Genomic DNA, 15,682 nt, shown 5'->3' on the forward strand with positions numbered 1-15,682 from the left:
GGGGCTAAGTCCAAAACTGGACAAAACCGGCCGAGGCCGGCACAAACCAATCTCATACGAACAATCGGCGCGGCCATTCTGCTTCCTGCGAAGCGATTTGCCGGGCCCTCAGGGTTGCCCTCATGACTGACATCCTCGCATCCACCGAACCGCCGTCGCTCGTGCGCAGCGACATGAATCTCGTCTGGCTGGACATGGAAATGACCGGGCTCGAACCGGACACCGACCGCATCATCGAAATCGCGGTGGTGGTGACGAATTCGACGCTCGATCGGTTGGTCGAAGGGCCGGTGCTGGCGATTCATCAGAGCGACGAGACGCTCGCCAAAATGGATCAGTGGAACCAGAACACACACGGCCGTTCGGGCCTGATCGACCGGGTGAAGGCGTCGACAGTGAGCGAAGCCGACGCCACCGAGCAGATTCGCGAGTTTCTTGGCGCTTATGTGCCGCCGGGCAAGTCGCCGATGTGCGGCAATTCGATCTGCCAGGACCGCCGTTTCATGGCGCGCTGGATGCCGGATCTGGAGCGCTTCTTCCATTACCGCAATCTCGACGTCAGCACCCTGAAGGAACTGTGCCGCCGCTGGCAGCCCACGATCTACAAGGGTTTCCAGAAGCGCGCGATGCATACGGCGCTGGCTGACATCCACGAATCGATCGACGAGCTGAAGTACTACCGCGAGCACTTCCTGATCCCGGCGGCACCGGACGCAGCGGCTGCGGAGTAATACCGCTGCGGCTCGGGGGGCGTGGCGGCGCAAGTCACGCTGGCGCGGCTCCGGCAGTGCGCACAGCAATACGCGGCCGCCGCCGCAACTTCGGCCTCAATGCTGCCGGGGCGCGCGCACTGCGTTTTTCGGCCGGAACGCCTTCACCACGTCGGCATTCGTTTCCACATACGGGCCGCCGATCAGGTCGATGCAATAGGGCACCGCGGCGAAAATGCCCGGCACCTTCACCGCGCCGCCTGCTTCGGCGTCGCGTAGACCTTCCAGCGTTTCCTTGATCGACTTCGGCTGGCCAGGCAGATTGATGATCAGCGCCGCGTGTTCCGCAGTTTCGCGAATTACCGCCACCTGACGCGACAGAATGGCGGTCGGCACGAAATTCAGGCTGATTTGCCGCATCTGCTCGCCGAAACCCGGCATTTCCTTCGTCGCGACCGCGAGAGTCGCTTCCGGCGTCACGTCGCGGCGCGACGGGCCGGTGCCACCGGTGGTCAGCACCAGATCGCAGCCGGTTTCGTCTACCAGTTCGACCAGCGTGGCGGAGATCGTGGCCGCGTCGTCCTGAATCAGGCGCGTGACCACCTGAAACGGCGAGCTTAGGGCGGCGCCGAGCCATTCCTGCAGCGCCGGAATGCCTTTGTCCTCGTACACGCCGGTGGATGCACGGTCGCTGATCGACACGAGGCCGATCACGACCTCATCCGGATGCTGACGTACAGCCTTATGCGTCGCGGTCGTCATCGTCGTCTTCCAGAGCGTCTTCAGCATCGGAATCGGCGTCGGCAGCCGGCCCGTCGGCATTCTTGATCCACTGGAACAGCTCGCGGAAGTAGCGTGGCGGCTTGCTTTGCTGCGCTTCCTTGCGGGCGTTGCGGATCAGCGTGCGACCCTGCTGCGGATCGGCGTTCGGGTGCTGGCGGATGAATTCGGTCAGCGCGGCGTCGTCGGCGAGCAGTTTCTCGCGGGTGCGCTCGATCCAGTGCAGTTTGGCCGTTTCCGCCTTGTTGACGCCGTTATAGGTGTCGAGCGCGGTGCGCAGCGCGGCGGTTTCCTCTTCCAGCAGCGAGCGCATCACGCGCCCGACGTACTGCACCTGGCGGCGTTTGCCTTCGTGGTCGGTGATGCGGCGCGCCTCGCGCACGGCGTCGTCGAGCTTTTCGGGCATCGGCATGCGCTTGAGCGCGTCCTTGGGCAGGGCGATCAGCGCCGAGCCCAGTTCCTGCAGCTCGTGCATTTCGCGCTTGAGCTGGGACTTGCTGGGACGGTCGTAGCCGTTCTCGTCGACTTCCGGCTCGGCGGATTCGATGGGTTGAATGCGGGTTTTGCGTGTCATACCGATATTGTAGCGTGCCGCGCCCTTGGAACCCGCCGTGCTGCCGTGCACAAGGCGTCTGGCGGAGGTTTTCTCAAGCACGGGCACGCCGGCAATCCAGGACGAAACCGGAGCCGGGCCACGGTGGCGTCACAACCACGTCACGACGGCGCCGCAACCAGGCCAAGGCAACGCAAGGCTCAGCGAATGCCAGGTGCAGCTTCGCGTACCTTGCTATGATCGCGGGATGCGTGATTACGCAAACGAGCAGGCAGATGAGCACGTGAACAGCGCCCGTAAAAATGCGAGCGCATGCGTGCGGCATGGGCGAACACACAGGGCCGCTCGGCCCCGAACAGGACGGCAACGACAATGGCAGCAGACATGGACGTCAAGCAGCGCTTTTTTCCGCATACCCAGGATGAACTGAAGGAAATCGCCTCGGACATCCTTCGTCACGCGAAGTCGCTCGGCGGTACCGACGCGGCAACCGAGATTTCCGAAGGCGACGGCCTGTCCGTCTCCGTGCGGCGCGGCGAAGTCGAGACGATCGAACACAATCGCGACAAGATGGTCGGCGTGACGGTGTTCATCGGCAACAAGCGCGGCAATGCGAGCACCTCGGACTTTTCGTCGCAGGCTCTGAAGGACACGGTCGCGGCGGCGTACAACATCGCCCGCTTCACGGCTGAAGACGATTGCGCGGGTCTCGCCGAAGCCGACCTGCTCGAAACCGCACCACGCGATCTCGATCTGTATCACCCGTGGAATCTGACGGCCGACGAAGCGGTGGAAATCGCCCGCCGCTCGGAAGACGCCGCTTTCGCCACCGATCCGCAGATCAAGAATTCGGAAGGCGCGAGCGTCTCGGCGCAGCACTCGCAATTCGTGCTGGCCACCTCGCGCGGCTTTCTCGCGGGCTATCCGTACTCGCGTCACTACATCGCCTGCGCGCCGATCGCCGGCGGTGGCCGCAATATGCAGCGCGACGACTGGTACACGTCGACCCGCAGCGCGTCCGACCTCGCCGACCCGGAAGCAGTAGGCCGTTACGCGGCGCAGCGGGCCTTGTCGCGCATCGGTGCGCGCGGGCTCGATACGCGCAAGGTGCCGGTGCTGTTCGAAGCGCCGCTCGCCGCCGGCATTCTCGGCGCGTTCGTTCAGGCCACCAGCGGCGGCGCGTTGTACCGCAAGACCTCATTCCTCGTCGATAGCCTCGGCAAGCCGGTGTTCGCGCCGCACATTCAGGTGGTCGAAGATCCGCACGTTGCGCGGGCCATGGGCAGCGCGCCGTTCGACGAAGAAGGCGTGCGCACCAAACAGCGCTCCGTGGTGAAGGACGGTGTGGTGGAAGGCTATTTCCTGTCCACCTACTCGGCGCGCAAGCTCGGCATGCAGACCACCGGCAACGCCGGCGGCTCGCACAATCTGTCGCTGCGCAGCTCGAAGACACGTCCGGAAGACGACTTCGAGGCAATGCTGAAGAAGCTCGGCACGGGCCTGCTGCTGACCGAACTGATGGGGCAGGGCGTGAATTACGTGACGGGCGATTATTCGCGCGGCGCGTCGGGCTTCTGGGTCGAGAACGGCAAGATCCAGTATCCGGTCGAGGAAATCACCGTGGCGAGCACGCTGCAGGAGATGTTCCGCCATATCGTCGCGATCGGTGCGGATACGATCACGCGCGGCACCAAGGAAACGGGCTCGGTGCTGATCGAACGGATGACGATCGCGGGTCAGTAAGCGGTCGGCAACAGCGCTGAGAAAAGGGCTGAAAAAAGAAACGCCACGCAGTTGCATGCGTGGCGTTTTTTTATGCGTGTCGGGCGGCGCAAGGCGAAAGATGAATGCGCGAATCCCGGCGTCAGATGCAAGAACCGTCAGTTAGTCAGCCAGTCAATCAGGCGCGGCGCGTGGCCTTCACGCGCCCTTGCGCTTATAGGTCACGAAGGCGTAATCGAAGTCGTTCGGTGCATCCGCGCGATGGGTTTCATGCGCGACCTCTTCCCATTCGTTTTCGTCGAGCTCAGGGAAGGTGGCGTCGCCTTCGAAATCCGCGGAGATTTCGGTGACGATCAGCTTGTCCGCCTGACGCAAGCCTTCCGCATACAGTTGCGCGCCGCCGATCAGAAACGCTTCCGGCGCCTGGTCCTGGGCGGCGAGCTTGAGCGCGTCTGCGAGCGTGGTGGCCGCGTCGCAGCCCTGAAAGCGCCGCGTGGCGTCCCGTGTCACGACAATGTTGCGGCGTCCCGGCAACGGCCGGCCGATCGATTCATGCGTCTTGCGGCCCATGATGATGGGCGCGCCCATCGTAGTGCGCTTGAAGAACGCGAGGTCTTCGGGAAGTCGCCAGGGCAACTGGTTGTCGCGGCCGATCACGCCGTTATTGGCGCGAGCGACGATCAGGGTTAGCGTCGTCATCGAATGGAAAGGGGAACGTAACCAGGATGATTCTACCTGAGGCGAAAGGGCGCGCCCCGGTCGGGTGCCTGGTCGGGTGTCCCCGGCCAGGCGCTCCCTGCTACGCGTCCCGCTCATTCGTGCGCGGGCTCATCGGCGCCGAGCGCCTCAAGCGCCGCTTTCTCGTCGGCCGCGCTGGGATCCCGCAAGCCGTGCTGACCCATCAGCCGATATAGCGTGACGCGCGAAATGTTCAGATCGATCGCCGCCTCGTTCAGCCGGTGGCGATGCCGCAGCAGCGCTGCTTCGATCGCGCGCTTCTCGGCGGCTTCGCGTGCCTGCGAGAGGCTCATGGTCTGTTGTCCGGTGAATTGCGCGAGGTCGAGGTCGTCGGCGGAAATCAGCTTGTTTTCCGCCATCACGATCGCGCGGCGCACCCGGTTGATCAGTTCGCGCACGTTGCCAGGCCAACTGTAGTTGTACATCGCCTCGATCGCAGACGGCGTAAAGCCGCGGATCTTGCGCGCGCTGTCGGTCTTGAACTTGTGCATGATGTGATGCGCAAGAATCTCGATGTCCTTGCCGCGAGCGCGCAGCGGCGGCTCGTCGACCCGCAGCACGCACAGACGGTGAAACAGGTCGGCGCGGAACCGTCCTTCGCGCATCGCGATTTCGAGGTCCACGTGGGTTGCCGAGATAATGCGCACGTCCACCTGGATCGATTCGCGGCCGCCGAGCCGCTCGATCTTACCTTCCTGCAGAAAGCGCAGCAGGCTGGCCTGACTTTCCATCGGCAGATCGCCGATTTCGTCGAGCAGCAAGGTGCCGCCGTCCGCGGCCTCGACCCGGCCGATCTTGCGCTGGTTCGCGCCGGTGAACGCACCACGTTCGTAGCCGAATAGTTCGGACTGCAGCAGATGATGCGGAATCGCCCCGCAGTTGATGGCGATGAACGGCGCCTTGCGGCGCGGCGAGCGTTCGTGAATCGCCAGCGCGGTGAGTTCCTTGCCGGTGCCGGATTCACCCGAGATAAACACGCTGGCGTCGGTATTGGCGACTTTGCGAATGGTGCGGAACAGTTGCTGCATCGCTTCGCAGGTGCCGACCATTTCGTCTTCGTCGTCGGCCGCAGTGGGCGCGGCAGGCGGGATCTCATCGGCATCGCATAAGGTCACCATACCGAATGCGTGACTGACGAGATAGTCGATCGTGGCGTTGGCTACCGGCGTCTTGACGTAGTCGAAGCAGTAATGACGGATCAGGCGGCGCACGCCCGGGTCGGCGAGGCGCTCCGGCGTGACGAGCGCAATCCAGCCAATCTGCTGTTGACGCAGGCTCGCCTCGAGGCCGCCCAGGTCGCGCGGCGCAAAGCTTGCGAGGTCGGCGATGCCGGCGCACAGCACGTCGGGCTTGAGCAGGCGCGTAACCTCGTGAGCCGAGCGGGCCACCAGCACGTGCCAGCCACGGCTCTGCAGATGGGCGCTCAGCGTCTCGTCCGGCGTGCGCGCGACATAGAGCAGGGTCCGCTCGATCTGCGCGTGCGGCAGACCGCCTCCTTTTGCGGCGGAAGAGGGCTCATGCAAGCGCTCCACGACAGCCTCCTGAGGACGCACCAAAGAGACTTCCGATGGGCGCCCCCCGAGGACGCCCGTTGCTCGTGTCACAGGACCTTCCGGCGCCCGGGCAATCGACAGATGAGCGCCGGAGGGCGGTGTAACGCTGCTCAGATGGGGTGATTCGCGCACGATCAGCCTCGTATCGTTGGCACGTCAAAAAGTGTAGGGAAAGCGCACACCGATCACGAAGTTCGGCGTGTCGGGCGTGAGGCCCACCGACACCGAACCGTTGATCGTCAAGTGCTTGTTCACTACGTGATTCAGGCCGAAGGTCAGGGCGGCCGCCGTGGTTTCGCTGCCCGGCACCTTCGAATAGGTTCCGCCTGGCGCCTTGGTTTGCGATTCGGGTTCCAGCGCCATCGTGTACGAGATGCTGGCCGAATCCTTGTCCGAGAACGCGAGCGCGACGCCGCCGCCGAACTGCACGACGTCGCCGATCTTGACGGTCGCCGGTTCGGTCTGACCGATCACCGACGAAATGTCCGAGAACGAGCGGGCAATGTTGTAGGTGTACGAAACGCTGCCGAACAGCACGACCGGATCGTAGGTCTTCAACACCGAGAGGCCCGCCGTGATGTTCCAGAAGCCGGTGCCGGTGGGCAGCTTGGTGGGCGCGACGAGGTTGGTGTTGTTGGCATCGACCTGTTGCAGCTTGATGCCAAACGGCGACGTACCGGTCGGCGCCTTGATGCGCAGGCTGCCGACCAGGTCCGGCAGGCTGTTGGTTTCCTTCAGGATCTGGTAGTAGATCCCGAGGTTGACGTCGCCGATGTTGCTCGAATTCGCCGAGGCGTCCGAGACCGTATTGGCGGCCCCGCCGGCCCCGCCGACGATGAAATTGCTGTGCCGGTAGACGTAGGGCACGTCGACGTCGACGCTGATGCGGTCGGTCAGACCGTAGCGCGTGTCGAGGTCGGCCATCACCTGGTGCGACTTGGTTTCGCCGAGGTTGATGTTGCCGAGGAAAATCGCATCGAGCGCGAGGAAGCCGGACAGTTGCAACTGGCGGCGGTCGTAGTAGGTATCGCTGATGCCCCAGTCCATGGTGAGCTTGTGCTCGAACAGCGGCGTGTGCTGCTGGTTCTGCACCACCGCGTCTTCGGCTTGCGTGCGCACCGGTTGCGCGGCTTTCTGGGTCTGGCCGACCGCGCCGCTGCCGTCGGTCGCGGCAGGCAGGCTGCCTCCGCCGCTGTTGTCCGGCACCGGCGGATTGACCGGCACGCCTGTCGCGGTGCCCGTCGCGCTGCCGGGTGCGGGTGTGCCGGGGTTTATCTGGGCCAGCGGCGGCAGCGGCACAGGCAGGCCGTCCGCGCCGGGTTGCTCGGCGACCGCGGCGTCGCCGGTCGGCGTGCCGTAGCCCGGTGCGCCGCGGCCGCGCTGCGCCATCTCGAGATTCGTGACCTGCCGTTCGAGTGAGATGATCTGCTTTTGCTGCTCGCTGACGACGCGCATGAGCGTGTTCAGCCGGTCTTCAACCGATTGATCGGCGAGCGCCTGCGCGCTGGCCCCCTGCGATAACGCGAACAGCATGACTGCGGCCGGTATGGCCGCTAACGCCATGCGTGGCGTGACGGTCCTTGAGAATCTGATCATTTTTGTTCCCCCGGTATTCTGACCGTGCGTCGCATGTCTCCTATGCTTCGCGCGGCCGTTTTGGTGCTGCTGTGATACTTGGTCTTGGTCCTCGGCGGGTGGCGGCCCGCGTTATCTCCTTACGGTGTTTTGCAGGGCTTGTAGGACACCCAACTGGCGCAGCATCGAGGCCGACATCTGTTGTGTCTGCAAATGCAGTTGCAACTGGTTGGCGACTTGCTGGTTATTGCCTGCGATCTGCAAGAGTTGGGCGATCATCCCGGCTTGTTGCGCGTTGCTCGGCGAGATGCTTTGCGTGGCGATACCGGCCGGCGTTTGCAGCGCGATCGAAATTCCGCCGTTGGCGAGACTGACGGAGGCCTTTATCGAGCCGTTCGCATTGCTGGCGGTTGCCGAGCTTGCGTTGTTATAGGTACCGCCGCTCAGACTGGCCGGCGAGGCGTCGAAATCGATCAGCGCCTGGTTGGTGCCGAGGTTGCCGTTGCCGGCCACCTGAGCGATCTGCGAGACGCCGTTGACGCTGACGTTCTGCCCGCCGCTCGCGCTGGCGTTGTGGTTGGCGCCGCTGCCCGATGGTCCGTTCGGACTGGTCACGGAGGCCGATGAATTGAACTGCACGCTCGGCGTGTTGAGGGCGTTGGTGACAATGGAGAGCGCGCCTGAGGCGACAGCGGTGGCGCCGTTCGGCAGCTGCCATTGCGACAGCAGGTTGATGACGACGCCTGAGATGATGTCCCCGACAATGCCTTTGCCGGTCTGGCTGGCGAGGACGGTGTCGTCGACGGCTTGCAGCTTGAGGGCGCCGACGTCTTCAAACACCGTCGGCGCCTGCTCGGCAGCCTGCGCGATTGGTGTAAGGCCGCACGTCGCGAAACACAACGCGCAGCCAATAGCGATTAAGTTTCGGTCCATGATGGGTCAGAACAACTCTGCCTTGATCAAACCGTATTCAACAAAGGGAGTCGCAGCCGTGCCGTTTTCCAGCGCGCGTTCGCGCAGTTTGAGCGCGAGCGACTCGTTGCCTTGCAAGAGCGGAGAATCCTCCTTGAATGGCTTGCCGACGACCGCGAACACGAGGCCGTTCCACTTCTTGACGAAGTCGTCTTCCATGACGATGCGGTTGCCGAGGGCGGGGTCGGCAATGAAAACGCGGCGGTCTTCGGCGTGCTTGACGATCACGAAGTGCTCGTAGCCGTCGCTGTTCATCAGGACGAGCACGGGAATCTGCAGGTGATAGAGCGCTTCGGCGGTGACACGGAAACCTCGGCCGCGCAGGCCGATCGTTTCGACGAACTTCTTCATGTCGAGCATCGAGAAGCCGTTCTTGACCACCACCTCCGGTGTCGAAAACACCATCATGCGGCGGATCATTTCGGTTTCGGGAATGTCGATGCCGTAGCCGTACTTCAGCAACGTGGCCAGAGCGGCCGAGCCGCAGCTGTAGTCGTAACGCTGCGAAACTATATGGTTGTAGCGCAGCTCGCGAATCGAGCGCACGTTCACGTCGAACGGCACACCGGCTGCGGCGTTCATGGAAAGGGCACTCTGCGCATGAGCCGCCTGTGACAGCACGAGTCCTGCGAAGAGCGCCGCAAAAAAGCCATGCGTTGCCCTGCTCACCCCGAACATGGTCTATCCCCCCCAGGGGAGACACCGGTCAGCCCGAAGGCTGACCGGTTGTCTTCCTGCTATACAGCTTTAATTACTGATTACGGACTGCTGATTACTGATGCGACACGCTGGCGACTGCAAGGCCGTTGTGTTGCAGGTTGCCTACACCCGACGCGATGTTCACACCGATGTTGCCGGTCGCATTGGCCAGTGCGCCTGCGCCGAGCATCGACGAGCCGGTGAACTGGCCATTAACGGCTGCGTCCGCGGTCTGGCAGTTCTGGTCGCTGGCGATGACTTCGCCACCTTGCATGCTGCCGCGATGATGATTCCAGCCGCCCATCCCGCTGCTGCTGCTGTCGGTCGTAGCCGACGCTGCCAGGCTATTGTTTTGCACGTTGCCCACACCCGAGGCCACGTTCACGCCGATGTTGCCGGTTGCATTGGCCAGCGCGCCCGCGCCGACGGAAGCGACGAAGTTGAAGTCACCCACTTTGGCCGAGCCGCTCGACGATTGAGTCGAGTAGATCTGCGCGGTGCCGAACACGGGGCCGACATCCATGTTCGACAGCGCGGCGTCGTTGGACTGCGCGTTGTCGATGCCGGTGGCGATGTTGACGCCAATGTTGCCGCTTGCCGTATCCAGCGCATTGTTGCCGATGCCGGCGGACATCGTGGTCGGCGTTTCGGTGTTGATGTGCTGGGTGATGCTGCCCGTGACCGTGACGGAGCCCCGGTTGTCATCGTAGTTATGGGTCCATCCATAGGCGTGGCTGCCTTCGGAGAAGCTGGCATGTACTTCGTCGCCATAGCCGCTGCGGGTTTGCGTCGCCGTGCTCTGGCTGGCTGCCGCATAGCCGCCGTACGCGACGCCGTAGCCGGCTGCCTGTGCCTGGAGCCCCGCGCCGAAATTGCTCGACTCGTGGGTGTTCAGCGCGCCGGCAAAGCCTGCCGCGAGACCGCCGAAGATCACGCCGGGGCCGCCGCCGAGACCGGCGATGAAGCCCGCCGCGAGGAAACCATTGGCGGAAGCGTGCGTGTTCGCATAGTTGTACCCTCTGACCGATGTTTCGAAACCGGTTGCGAAGCCGCCGCCCGCAATGAACGCAGCGCTCGACGAGGCCGTGTTGGTTTGCGTGTTGCTCTTGTTGTAAGCCCAGGCGTTGTTGCTATACGACTGGCTCACGCCCCAGCCGCTGCCGCCGCCGCTTGCGTGGTCCCAGCTATCCGTCGTGTTGACGGTCGTGGTCACGTGGCCGGAGACATAGCTCTGCGGCGGCGTCTTCATGTCCACGCCGCCGACGTTCACGTTTTGCGTGTTGTTGACCGTGGCGCCGGAACTGCTGTTCACGTTGACCTTGCCACGCAGCGTGATGAAGCCGAATTCACCGATGTCGGTATAGACGTTGGTTGCCGTAAAGAGCTCAGCCGGGTCGCAGCCGGCCGTGCATTCGGCGTAAGCCGAGCTTGCTGCCATCGTCGACAGGACAGCCGCTGCAATGAGTGTGCGCTTCATGATGACGCTCCGATAAAGAGTGTGGCTCGTTAGAAAAAGGTGCCCGCCGGGGGACGGAGCACAAAACTGTTTGAACTGACGTTACCTGAGCCGGCAGTCTGGTTGATCTGGACGATTCCACTGACGTTCTTGAACGCGTCCGCACCGATGGACACCTCGCGTGCGTCGTGGTTATTGCCGGACTTTCCCAGCCCGCCTCCCTTGGCGGTCGTAGCGGATAGCACCCCATCCGCTACGATCTCCGCTTCAACCGGCCCAGTGCCGATCATGGCGCTGTTCCGCTGAAGATTCCCTACACCCGCCGACTGATTCACTTCGATAAGGCCAGAGGTGTTTGAAAAAGCGTTATTGCTGATCGTGCTTTTCGCGGCCGTTGTTTTGGCGTTGGTGGACGCGCTCTGCGAACTGCCGATCAGATTGAAAGGGGTTTGCCCGTTGGCGAGCACGCCCTGATTTGCCTGCACGTTGTCCAGACCCGCCGCCTCGTTGATGGCGACGACCCCAGTCGCACCGTTGAGCGCACCGTTGCCGATCACCGACTGCACGTCGACGAGCGCGGACGGCGTTTGAGCGTATGCCGTTACGCTCGCAAGGCCGAGGAGAGCGCAGACCATCAAGGGCCAGCGCGGCTGCTTGCGTGACGCAAAGGGCTTCGCGGCCGGTGCGTATGTGGTTTTCATTTCATGGCTCCCAACGCAGCGCCGAGGGGTGCGAGGGCACCGTTGACCGACTGGGCGATCGAGCTGCCGATTCCGCCGGCGCCGCCGAAGCTGGCGCCCGCGCCAACCGGGACGGTATTGCCGGCCCCCGCGAGCATGTGCTGGATGCCGTTGGCGCCGACCAGCGCCGGCATGAAGCCGTTGCTGGCGACGCCGCTGGTGCCGTGCGCGCCGTTCAGGTCGAGGTCGCTCGCCATCGCGCCGATCGCGCCGTCGAACGCCGCGCGCGGGAAGGTTTGAACCTGCACCGAAATCGGATCCTGGCTCTTCGGCACCGGCACGAACGCATCGCGCGGGGTGATGTCGCGCTCGATGATCAGGTTGCCTGGCTCGGTCGCCTGCTGCGCGGCGGCACTCGTGACGGCACCCGCGGCGAGCACGCCGAGCAGCGCGGACAGCAGGGCCGCATGTGGGCGGCGGCTGCTCGGCATCTGGGTTGAGGCGTTCATGTCAGCTCCTTGCTGGCGGACGATCGGCCGGTGCGGTCTTGGGCAGCGAATGGATCGCCGCGCTAATTTCTCTGATAGCTTGTGACGTTGCCTTGCGCAGAACGGGCGACGTCGACGGGCACCGGCAACTGGGACGGCGGAGCTATTTCGTCCCACAGCGTCACGCGGTTGCCGCCGCTGTTGAAGCTGCGCATCATTTGCGGGGTGGCCGCGACCATCAACATGCCGCTGAAGCCGCCGCGCTGACTGGATAGCGCCTGGTCGTCCAGCACGAGATCGCTCACGGACGCGGTGTCGGCGGTAATGCTCAGCGCGTTGCCGGCCAGATCGCTGCGCGACGTGGCGCTGTCGATCATGTCGGCTGCCTTGTTGTCCGCCACCGCGTTGTCCATCGAAGCGGCGCTCGCCGTGTGGATGGCCGCCATATCCGGCGTTGCCACCGCTGCGAGCGTCGTGCTCGCGAGGGTGGCGGAACCGGTATCGGCGGTTTCGGCCACCGTGGCGGATTGAGGCAGGGTGAATTCCTGTGCATCGACACCGGCGGGCAGCACGATCAGGACCATCGCGGCGGCGCACAGTGCGGCGCAAGGTGCGATGCTGTTCAGGTCGATGCGGAAAGCGAGTCGCATGATGTGTCTCCTTGGTGCACAGCATTTAGCGAAACGTGTGCCATGAGTCGCAATCCATTGATGCGTCTGGAGGCGGCCCGCATACCGCGGAGAAAGAACCGGGAAATCGGACAAAAACGTTTCAGTGCTGAAACGGCAGGCAGAAAATACCTGCAATTCGTTAAATCGGACGGTATGAACTACCTTGGGGTGAACGCCAGGAAAAGCGCTTCCACAATGCTTTTATTCGTAAGTTGAATAAGATTGGATCGCCCGCCCGGCCTTGCTGAGAAAGGAGTCCCCGATTAAATTCGCATAATTGTTTTCCAAGCGGCGCGTGTATAGTAAGCTCTCGAAAACAGCTTCAGATTTAAAAAAGCCCGCTAACGGGCCGTCTCAAACACACACGCCGCTTTCTTGGGGATCAGCTGTCCGCACGGAATGGAATGACCGTTCGGGTTTTGCTATTTCGCGAATCCCGAATGAGTCAGCGTGTCTGAACCGCGGTTCAGGTGCGTACGTCATCCTTAACGTTCGTTGACGAGAGGATCTGAATAATGGAACCCGCAACGCGGCAACTGATTTACGTTTCACGCGATCCGAGCGCGGAACTGAATACACGCTTCAATCAGCGCGGCTGGCATGTCGAAGTCGTGGGGTCGGCGCGCGACGTGCGCCGTGCGGTTCGCGCCGGCATGGCGGCGGGCGGCCTGCTCGACCTGTCCAGCGAATTTCAGCCCCACGAAATCGCCGCTTTCGAGTCCTGTCTGACCATTCCTAATGTTGGCTGGGTTGCGGCCACCACACCCGGGCAATTGCAGGATGCGGCCTTGCGCCGGCTCGTGCGGGACTACTGTTTCGACTATGTAACGGTGCCTTACTCGGGCGACAGGATCGTCGATTCGGTGGGGCATGCGTACGGCATGATCTCGCTCGGAGAGCCGGCATCGAACGACGGCTCGCAAGGCGCGGAAGGCGAAATGGTCGGTTCGTGCGACGCGATGCTCGCGCTGTTCCGTTCGATTCGCAAGGTGGCGATGACCGACGCGCCGGTATTTATCTCGGGCGAATCTGGCACGGGCAAGGAGCTGACCGCGGTCGCGATCCATGAACGCTCGGCGCGCCGCAATGCGCCTTTTGTGCCGATCAACTGCGGCGCGATTCCGCCACATCTGTTGCAATCCGAATTATTCGGTTATGAACGCGGCGCGTTCACGGGCGCCAGTCAGCGCAAGATCGGCCGGGTGGAAGCGGCCAACGGCGGGACGCTGTTCCTCGATGAAATCGGCGATCTCCCGCTCGAAAGCCAGGCGAGCCTGCTGCGTTTTCTGCAGGAACGCAAAGTGGAGCGGCTGGGCGGTCACGGTTCGATCGACGTCGACGTGCGCATCATCTCGGCCACGCACGTGGATATGACGGCGGCGATGATCGAAGGGCGGTTCCGCTCCGATCTGTATCACCGCCTGTGCGTGCTGCAAATCGACGAACCGCCGTTGCGCGCGCGTGGTAAGGATATCGAACTGCTTGCGCGGCACATGCTGGAACGTTTCAAGAAAGATGCAAGCCGCCGTCTGCGCGGTTTCGCGCCCGACGCCATCGCGGCGCTGCATAACTACGGCTGGCCCGGCAACGTACGCGAGTTGATCAATCGCGTGCGGCGCGCGATCGTGATGTCGGAAGGGCGTGCGATCACGGCACGCGATCTCGAGTTGGCCGAATACGTGGAGATCGTGCCGGTGTCGCTCGCCCAGGCGCGCGAAGCGGCCGAGCGTCAGGCAATCGAACTTGCGCTTCTGCGCCATCGCGGCCGTCTCGGCGACGCCGCCCAGGAACTCGGCATTTCGCGCGTGACGCTGTATCGCCTGTTGTGTTCCCACGGCATGCGCCATATGGAAGGCGAACCGCTGGCTACCCCGCACGGCGAGCTGCCGGCGTCGGTGCCGCATCTCTAGCAGGCTTTCCCTCCGATATTTTCTTCGCCGCGCGCCCCAATCGGGCGCCGCGCGGCTGCGCTTGTTAAAATCGGGTTTTCCGCTCACTCTCCGTGGCGCATGTTCCCGACCGAAGGGCGCGCTGCGTCGAAGGAACCCGCATGAAACAATATCTCGACCTCGTCCGCACGATTCTCGACACCGGTACGTGGCAGGAGAACCGCACCGGCATCCGCACGATCAGCATGCCGGGCGCCATGTTGCGCTTCGACCTCCAGCAGGGCTTTCCCGCCGTCACCACGAAGAAGCTGGCGTTTAAATCGGCAATCGGCGAACTGGTCGGGTTTCTGCGCGCTTCGCGCAGCGCCGCGGATTTTCGCGATCTGGGCTGCAAGGTGTGGGACGCGAACGCCAATCAGAATCCGCAATGGCTTGCTAATCCGTATCGTCAGGGCCCGGACGACCTCGGCGATGTGTACGGCGTGCAGTGGCGCCAATGGCCGGCTTACAAGGTGCTGGACGCCGGCGCCGACGCGCAACTGGCCGACGCCACCGCGCGTGGCTTCCGGGTAGTGACGGAGTTCGACGAGGACGGCGGCCGCAAGGTGCTGCTGTACAAAGCGATCGATCAGCTGCGGCAGTGTCTCGACACGATCATGCAGAATCCCGCCGACCGGCGAATTCTGTTTCATGCCTGGAACCCCGCCGTGCTGGATCAGATCGCGCTGCCGGCTTGCCATCTGCTTTATCAGTTCGTGCCGAATGTCGCGCGCCGTGAAATTTCGCTGTGCCTGTACATTCGCAGCAATGATGTCGGGCTCGGCACGCCGTTCAATCTGACCGAAGGCGCGGCTTTGCTGCATCTGGTTGGCCGCCTGACGGGCTACACGCCGCGCTGGTTCACCTATTTCATCGGCGACGCGCATATCTACGAGAACCAGCTCGATATGCTGCAACAACAGCTCACGCGCGAGCCGTACGAAAGCCCGGCCTTCGCGATCTCGGACCGCGTTCCGGACTATGCGAAAACCGGCGTGTACGAGCCGGAGTGGCTCGAGAAAATCGAACCGTCGGATTTCTCGCTGGTCGGCTACCGTCATCACGAGCCGCTTACGGCGCCCATGGCGGTTTGAGTACGGCCCGAGCGCCGGCTTGCAATCTGCTCAAAGAAAAACCTCCGCGACGTGAGTCGCGGA

At 63.3% G+C, this 15,682-nt stretch carries 15 protein-coding genes; 4 read left to right on the forward strand and 11 right to left on the reverse strand.

Annotated features, from left to right (window positions below; genetic code table 11):
• The first annotated feature begins 122 nt into the window (after positions 1-122).
• Positions 123-731: an oligoribonuclease gene (orn, locus tag HWX91_RS29905; RefSeq protein WP_028199257.1), complete on the forward strand. Its 609-nt coding sequence runs from the start codon at positions 123-125 to the stop codon at positions 729-731.
• A gap of 96 nt (positions 732-827) precedes the next feature.
• Here the strand turns inward: orn and mog are convergent, their stop codons facing one another.
• Together mog and yjgA are read right to left on the reverse strand one after the other, a co-directional pair.
• Positions 828-1,472 carry a molybdopterin adenylyltransferase gene (gene mog / locus HWX91_RS29910; protein WP_042276451.1) on the reverse strand — a complete coding sequence of 215 codons (645 nt, stop codon included), beginning with the start codon at positions 1,470-1,472 and terminating at the stop codon, positions 828-830.
• A complete protein-coding gene (yjgA, locus tag HWX91_RS29915; protein ID WP_028199255.1) occupies positions 1,453-2,064 on the reverse strand; it encodes a ribosome biogenesis factor YjgA in 612 nt (203 codons plus the stop codon). Before yjgA ends, mog begins: the two co-directional genes overlap by 20 nt.
• 351 nt (positions 2,065-2,415) lie before the next feature.
• On the opposite strand from yjgA, the gene pmbA reads away from it, so the two are divergent.
• Positions 2,416-3,786 carry a metalloprotease PmbA gene (pmbA, locus tag HWX91_RS29920; RefSeq protein ID WP_028199254.1) on the forward strand — a complete coding sequence of 457 codons (1,371 nt, stop codon included), beginning with the start codon at positions 2,416-2,418 and terminating at the stop codon, positions 3,784-3,786.
• A 177-nt stretch (positions 3,787-3,963) separates the two neighbouring features.
• On the opposite strand, the gene HWX91_RS29925 is transcribed toward pmbA, so the two are convergent.
• From HWX91_RS29925 to HWX91_RS29965, 9 genes are all read right to left on the reverse strand, one after another.
• Complete coding sequence (locus tag HWX91_RS29925; RefSeq protein ID WP_028199253.1) at positions 3,964-4,464, reverse strand: dihydrofolate reductase; 501 nt, start codon at positions 4,462-4,464, stop codon at positions 3,964-3,966.
• A 113-nt stretch (positions 4,465-4,577) separates the two neighbouring features.
• Positions 4,578-6,188: a sigma-54 dependent transcriptional regulator gene (locus tag HWX91_RS29930; RefSeq protein ID WP_028199252.1), complete on the reverse strand. Its 1,611-nt coding sequence runs from the start codon at positions 6,186-6,188 to the stop codon at positions 4,578-4,580.
• 24 nt (positions 6,189-6,212) lie between these two features.
• Positions 6,213-7,652 carry a hypothetical protein gene (locus HWX91_RS29935; protein ID WP_028199251.1) on the reverse strand — a complete coding sequence of 480 codons (1,440 nt, stop codon included), beginning with the start codon at positions 7,650-7,652 and terminating at the stop codon, positions 6,213-6,215.
• Positions 7,653-7,763: 111 nt separating this feature from the next.
• Positions 7,764-8,564 carry a hypothetical protein gene (locus HWX91_RS29940; RefSeq protein ID WP_028199250.1) on the reverse strand — a complete coding sequence of 267 codons (801 nt, stop codon included), beginning with the start codon at positions 8,562-8,564 and terminating at the stop codon, positions 7,764-7,766.
• 6 nt (positions 8,565-8,570) lie between these two features.
• Positions 8,571-9,281: a C39 family peptidase gene (locus HWX91_RS29945; RefSeq protein ID WP_030101276.1), complete on the reverse strand. Its 711-nt coding sequence runs from the start codon at positions 9,279-9,281 to the stop codon at positions 8,571-8,573.
• A 94-nt stretch (positions 9,282-9,375) separates the two neighbouring features.
• Entirely contained in the window at positions 9,376-10,779 is a 1,404-nt protein-coding gene (locus HWX91_RS29950; protein ID WP_028199248.1) for a hypothetical protein, read from the reverse strand.
• Between the two features lie 29 nt (positions 10,780-10,808).
• On the reverse strand, positions 10,809-11,324 hold the full coding sequence (locus HWX91_RS29955; protein WP_244144164.1) for a hypothetical protein: 516 nt from the start codon (positions 11,322-11,324) through the stop codon (positions 10,809-10,811).
• A gap of 131 nt (positions 11,325-11,455) precedes the next feature.
• On the reverse strand, positions 11,456-11,947 hold the full coding sequence (locus HWX91_RS29960) for a hypothetical protein (RefSeq protein WP_028199246.1): 492 nt from the start codon (positions 11,945-11,947) through the stop codon (positions 11,456-11,458).
• Between the two features lie 62 nt (positions 11,948-12,009).
• Positions 12,010-12,576, reverse strand: a complete 567-nt coding sequence (locus HWX91_RS29965) for a hypothetical protein (protein WP_028199245.1) — start codon at positions 12,574-12,576, stop codon at positions 12,010-12,012.
• Positions 12,577-13,112: 536 nt separating this feature from the next.
• Here HWX91_RS29965 and HWX91_RS29970 point away from each other — a divergent pair.
• On the forward strand, positions 13,113-14,507 hold the full coding sequence (locus HWX91_RS29970; protein ID WP_028199244.1) for a sigma-54 dependent transcriptional regulator: 1,395 nt from the start codon (positions 13,113-13,115) through the stop codon (positions 14,505-14,507).
• A 140-nt stretch (positions 14,508-14,647) separates the two neighbouring features.
• Positions 14,648-15,619 carry a thymidylate synthase gene (locus tag HWX91_RS29975; RefSeq protein ID WP_028199243.1) on the forward strand — a complete coding sequence of 324 codons (972 nt, stop codon included), beginning with the start codon at positions 14,648-14,650 and terminating at the stop codon, positions 15,617-15,619.
• The last annotated feature ends 63 nt before the right edge of the window (positions 15,620-15,682 follow it).

Source organism: Paraburkholderia fungorum (assembly GCF_902833645.1).
Classification (GTDB): Bacteria; Pseudomonadota; Gammaproteobacteria; order Burkholderiales; family Burkholderiaceae; genus Paraburkholderia; species Paraburkholderia fungorum.

What these genes read in the sequence shown, in the direction of transcription:
- HWX91_RS29975 (WP_028199243.1), top strand. Translation starts at nt 14,648, where the DNA reads ATGAAACAATATCTCGACCTCGTCCGCACGATTCTCGACACCGGTACG.
- HWX91_RS29945 (WP_030101276.1), bottom strand. Translation starts at nt 9,281, where the DNA reads ATGTTCGGGGTGAGCAGGGCAACGCATGGCTTTTTTGCGGCGCTCTTC.
- HWX91_RS29925 (WP_028199253.1), bottom strand. Translation starts at nt 4,464, where the DNA reads ATGACGACGCTAACCCTGATCGTCGCTCGCGCCAATAACGGCGTGATC.
- HWX91_RS29935 (WP_028199251.1), bottom strand. Translation starts at nt 7,652, where the DNA reads ATGATCAGATTCTCAAGGACCGTCACGCCACGCATGGCGTTAGCGGCC.
- pmbA (WP_028199254.1), top strand. Translation starts at nt 2,416, where the DNA reads ATGGCAGCAGACATGGACGTCAAGCAGCGCTTTTTTCCGCATACCCAG.
- HWX91_RS29940 (WP_028199250.1), bottom strand. Translation starts at nt 8,564, where the DNA reads ATGGACCGAAACTTAATCGCTATTGGCTGCGCGTTGTGTTTCGCGACG.
- HWX91_RS29965 (WP_028199245.1), bottom strand. Translation starts at nt 12,576, where the DNA reads ATGCGACTCGCTTTCCGCATCGACCTGAACAGCATCGCACCTTGCGCC.
- yjgA (WP_028199255.1), bottom strand. Translation starts at nt 2,064, where the DNA reads ATGACACGCAAAACCCGCATTCAACCCATCGAATCCGCCGAGCCGGAA.
- HWX91_RS29950 (WP_028199248.1), bottom strand. Translation starts at nt 10,779, where the DNA reads ATGAAGCGCACACTCATTGCAGCGGCTGTCCTGTCGACGATGGCAGCA.
- orn (WP_028199257.1), top strand. Translation starts at nt 123, where the DNA reads ATGACTGACATCCTCGCATCCACCGAACCGCCGTCGCTCGTGCGCAGC.
- mog (WP_042276451.1), bottom strand. Translation starts at nt 1,472, where the DNA reads ATGACGACCGCGACGCATAAGGCTGTACGTCAGCATCCGGATGAGGTC.
- HWX91_RS29960 (WP_028199246.1), bottom strand. Translation starts at nt 11,947, where the DNA reads ATGAACGCCTCAACCCAGATGCCGAGCAGCCGCCGCCCACATGCGGCC.
- HWX91_RS29970 (WP_028199244.1), top strand. Translation starts at nt 13,113, where the DNA reads ATGGAACCCGCAACGCGGCAACTGATTTACGTTTCACGCGATCCGAGC.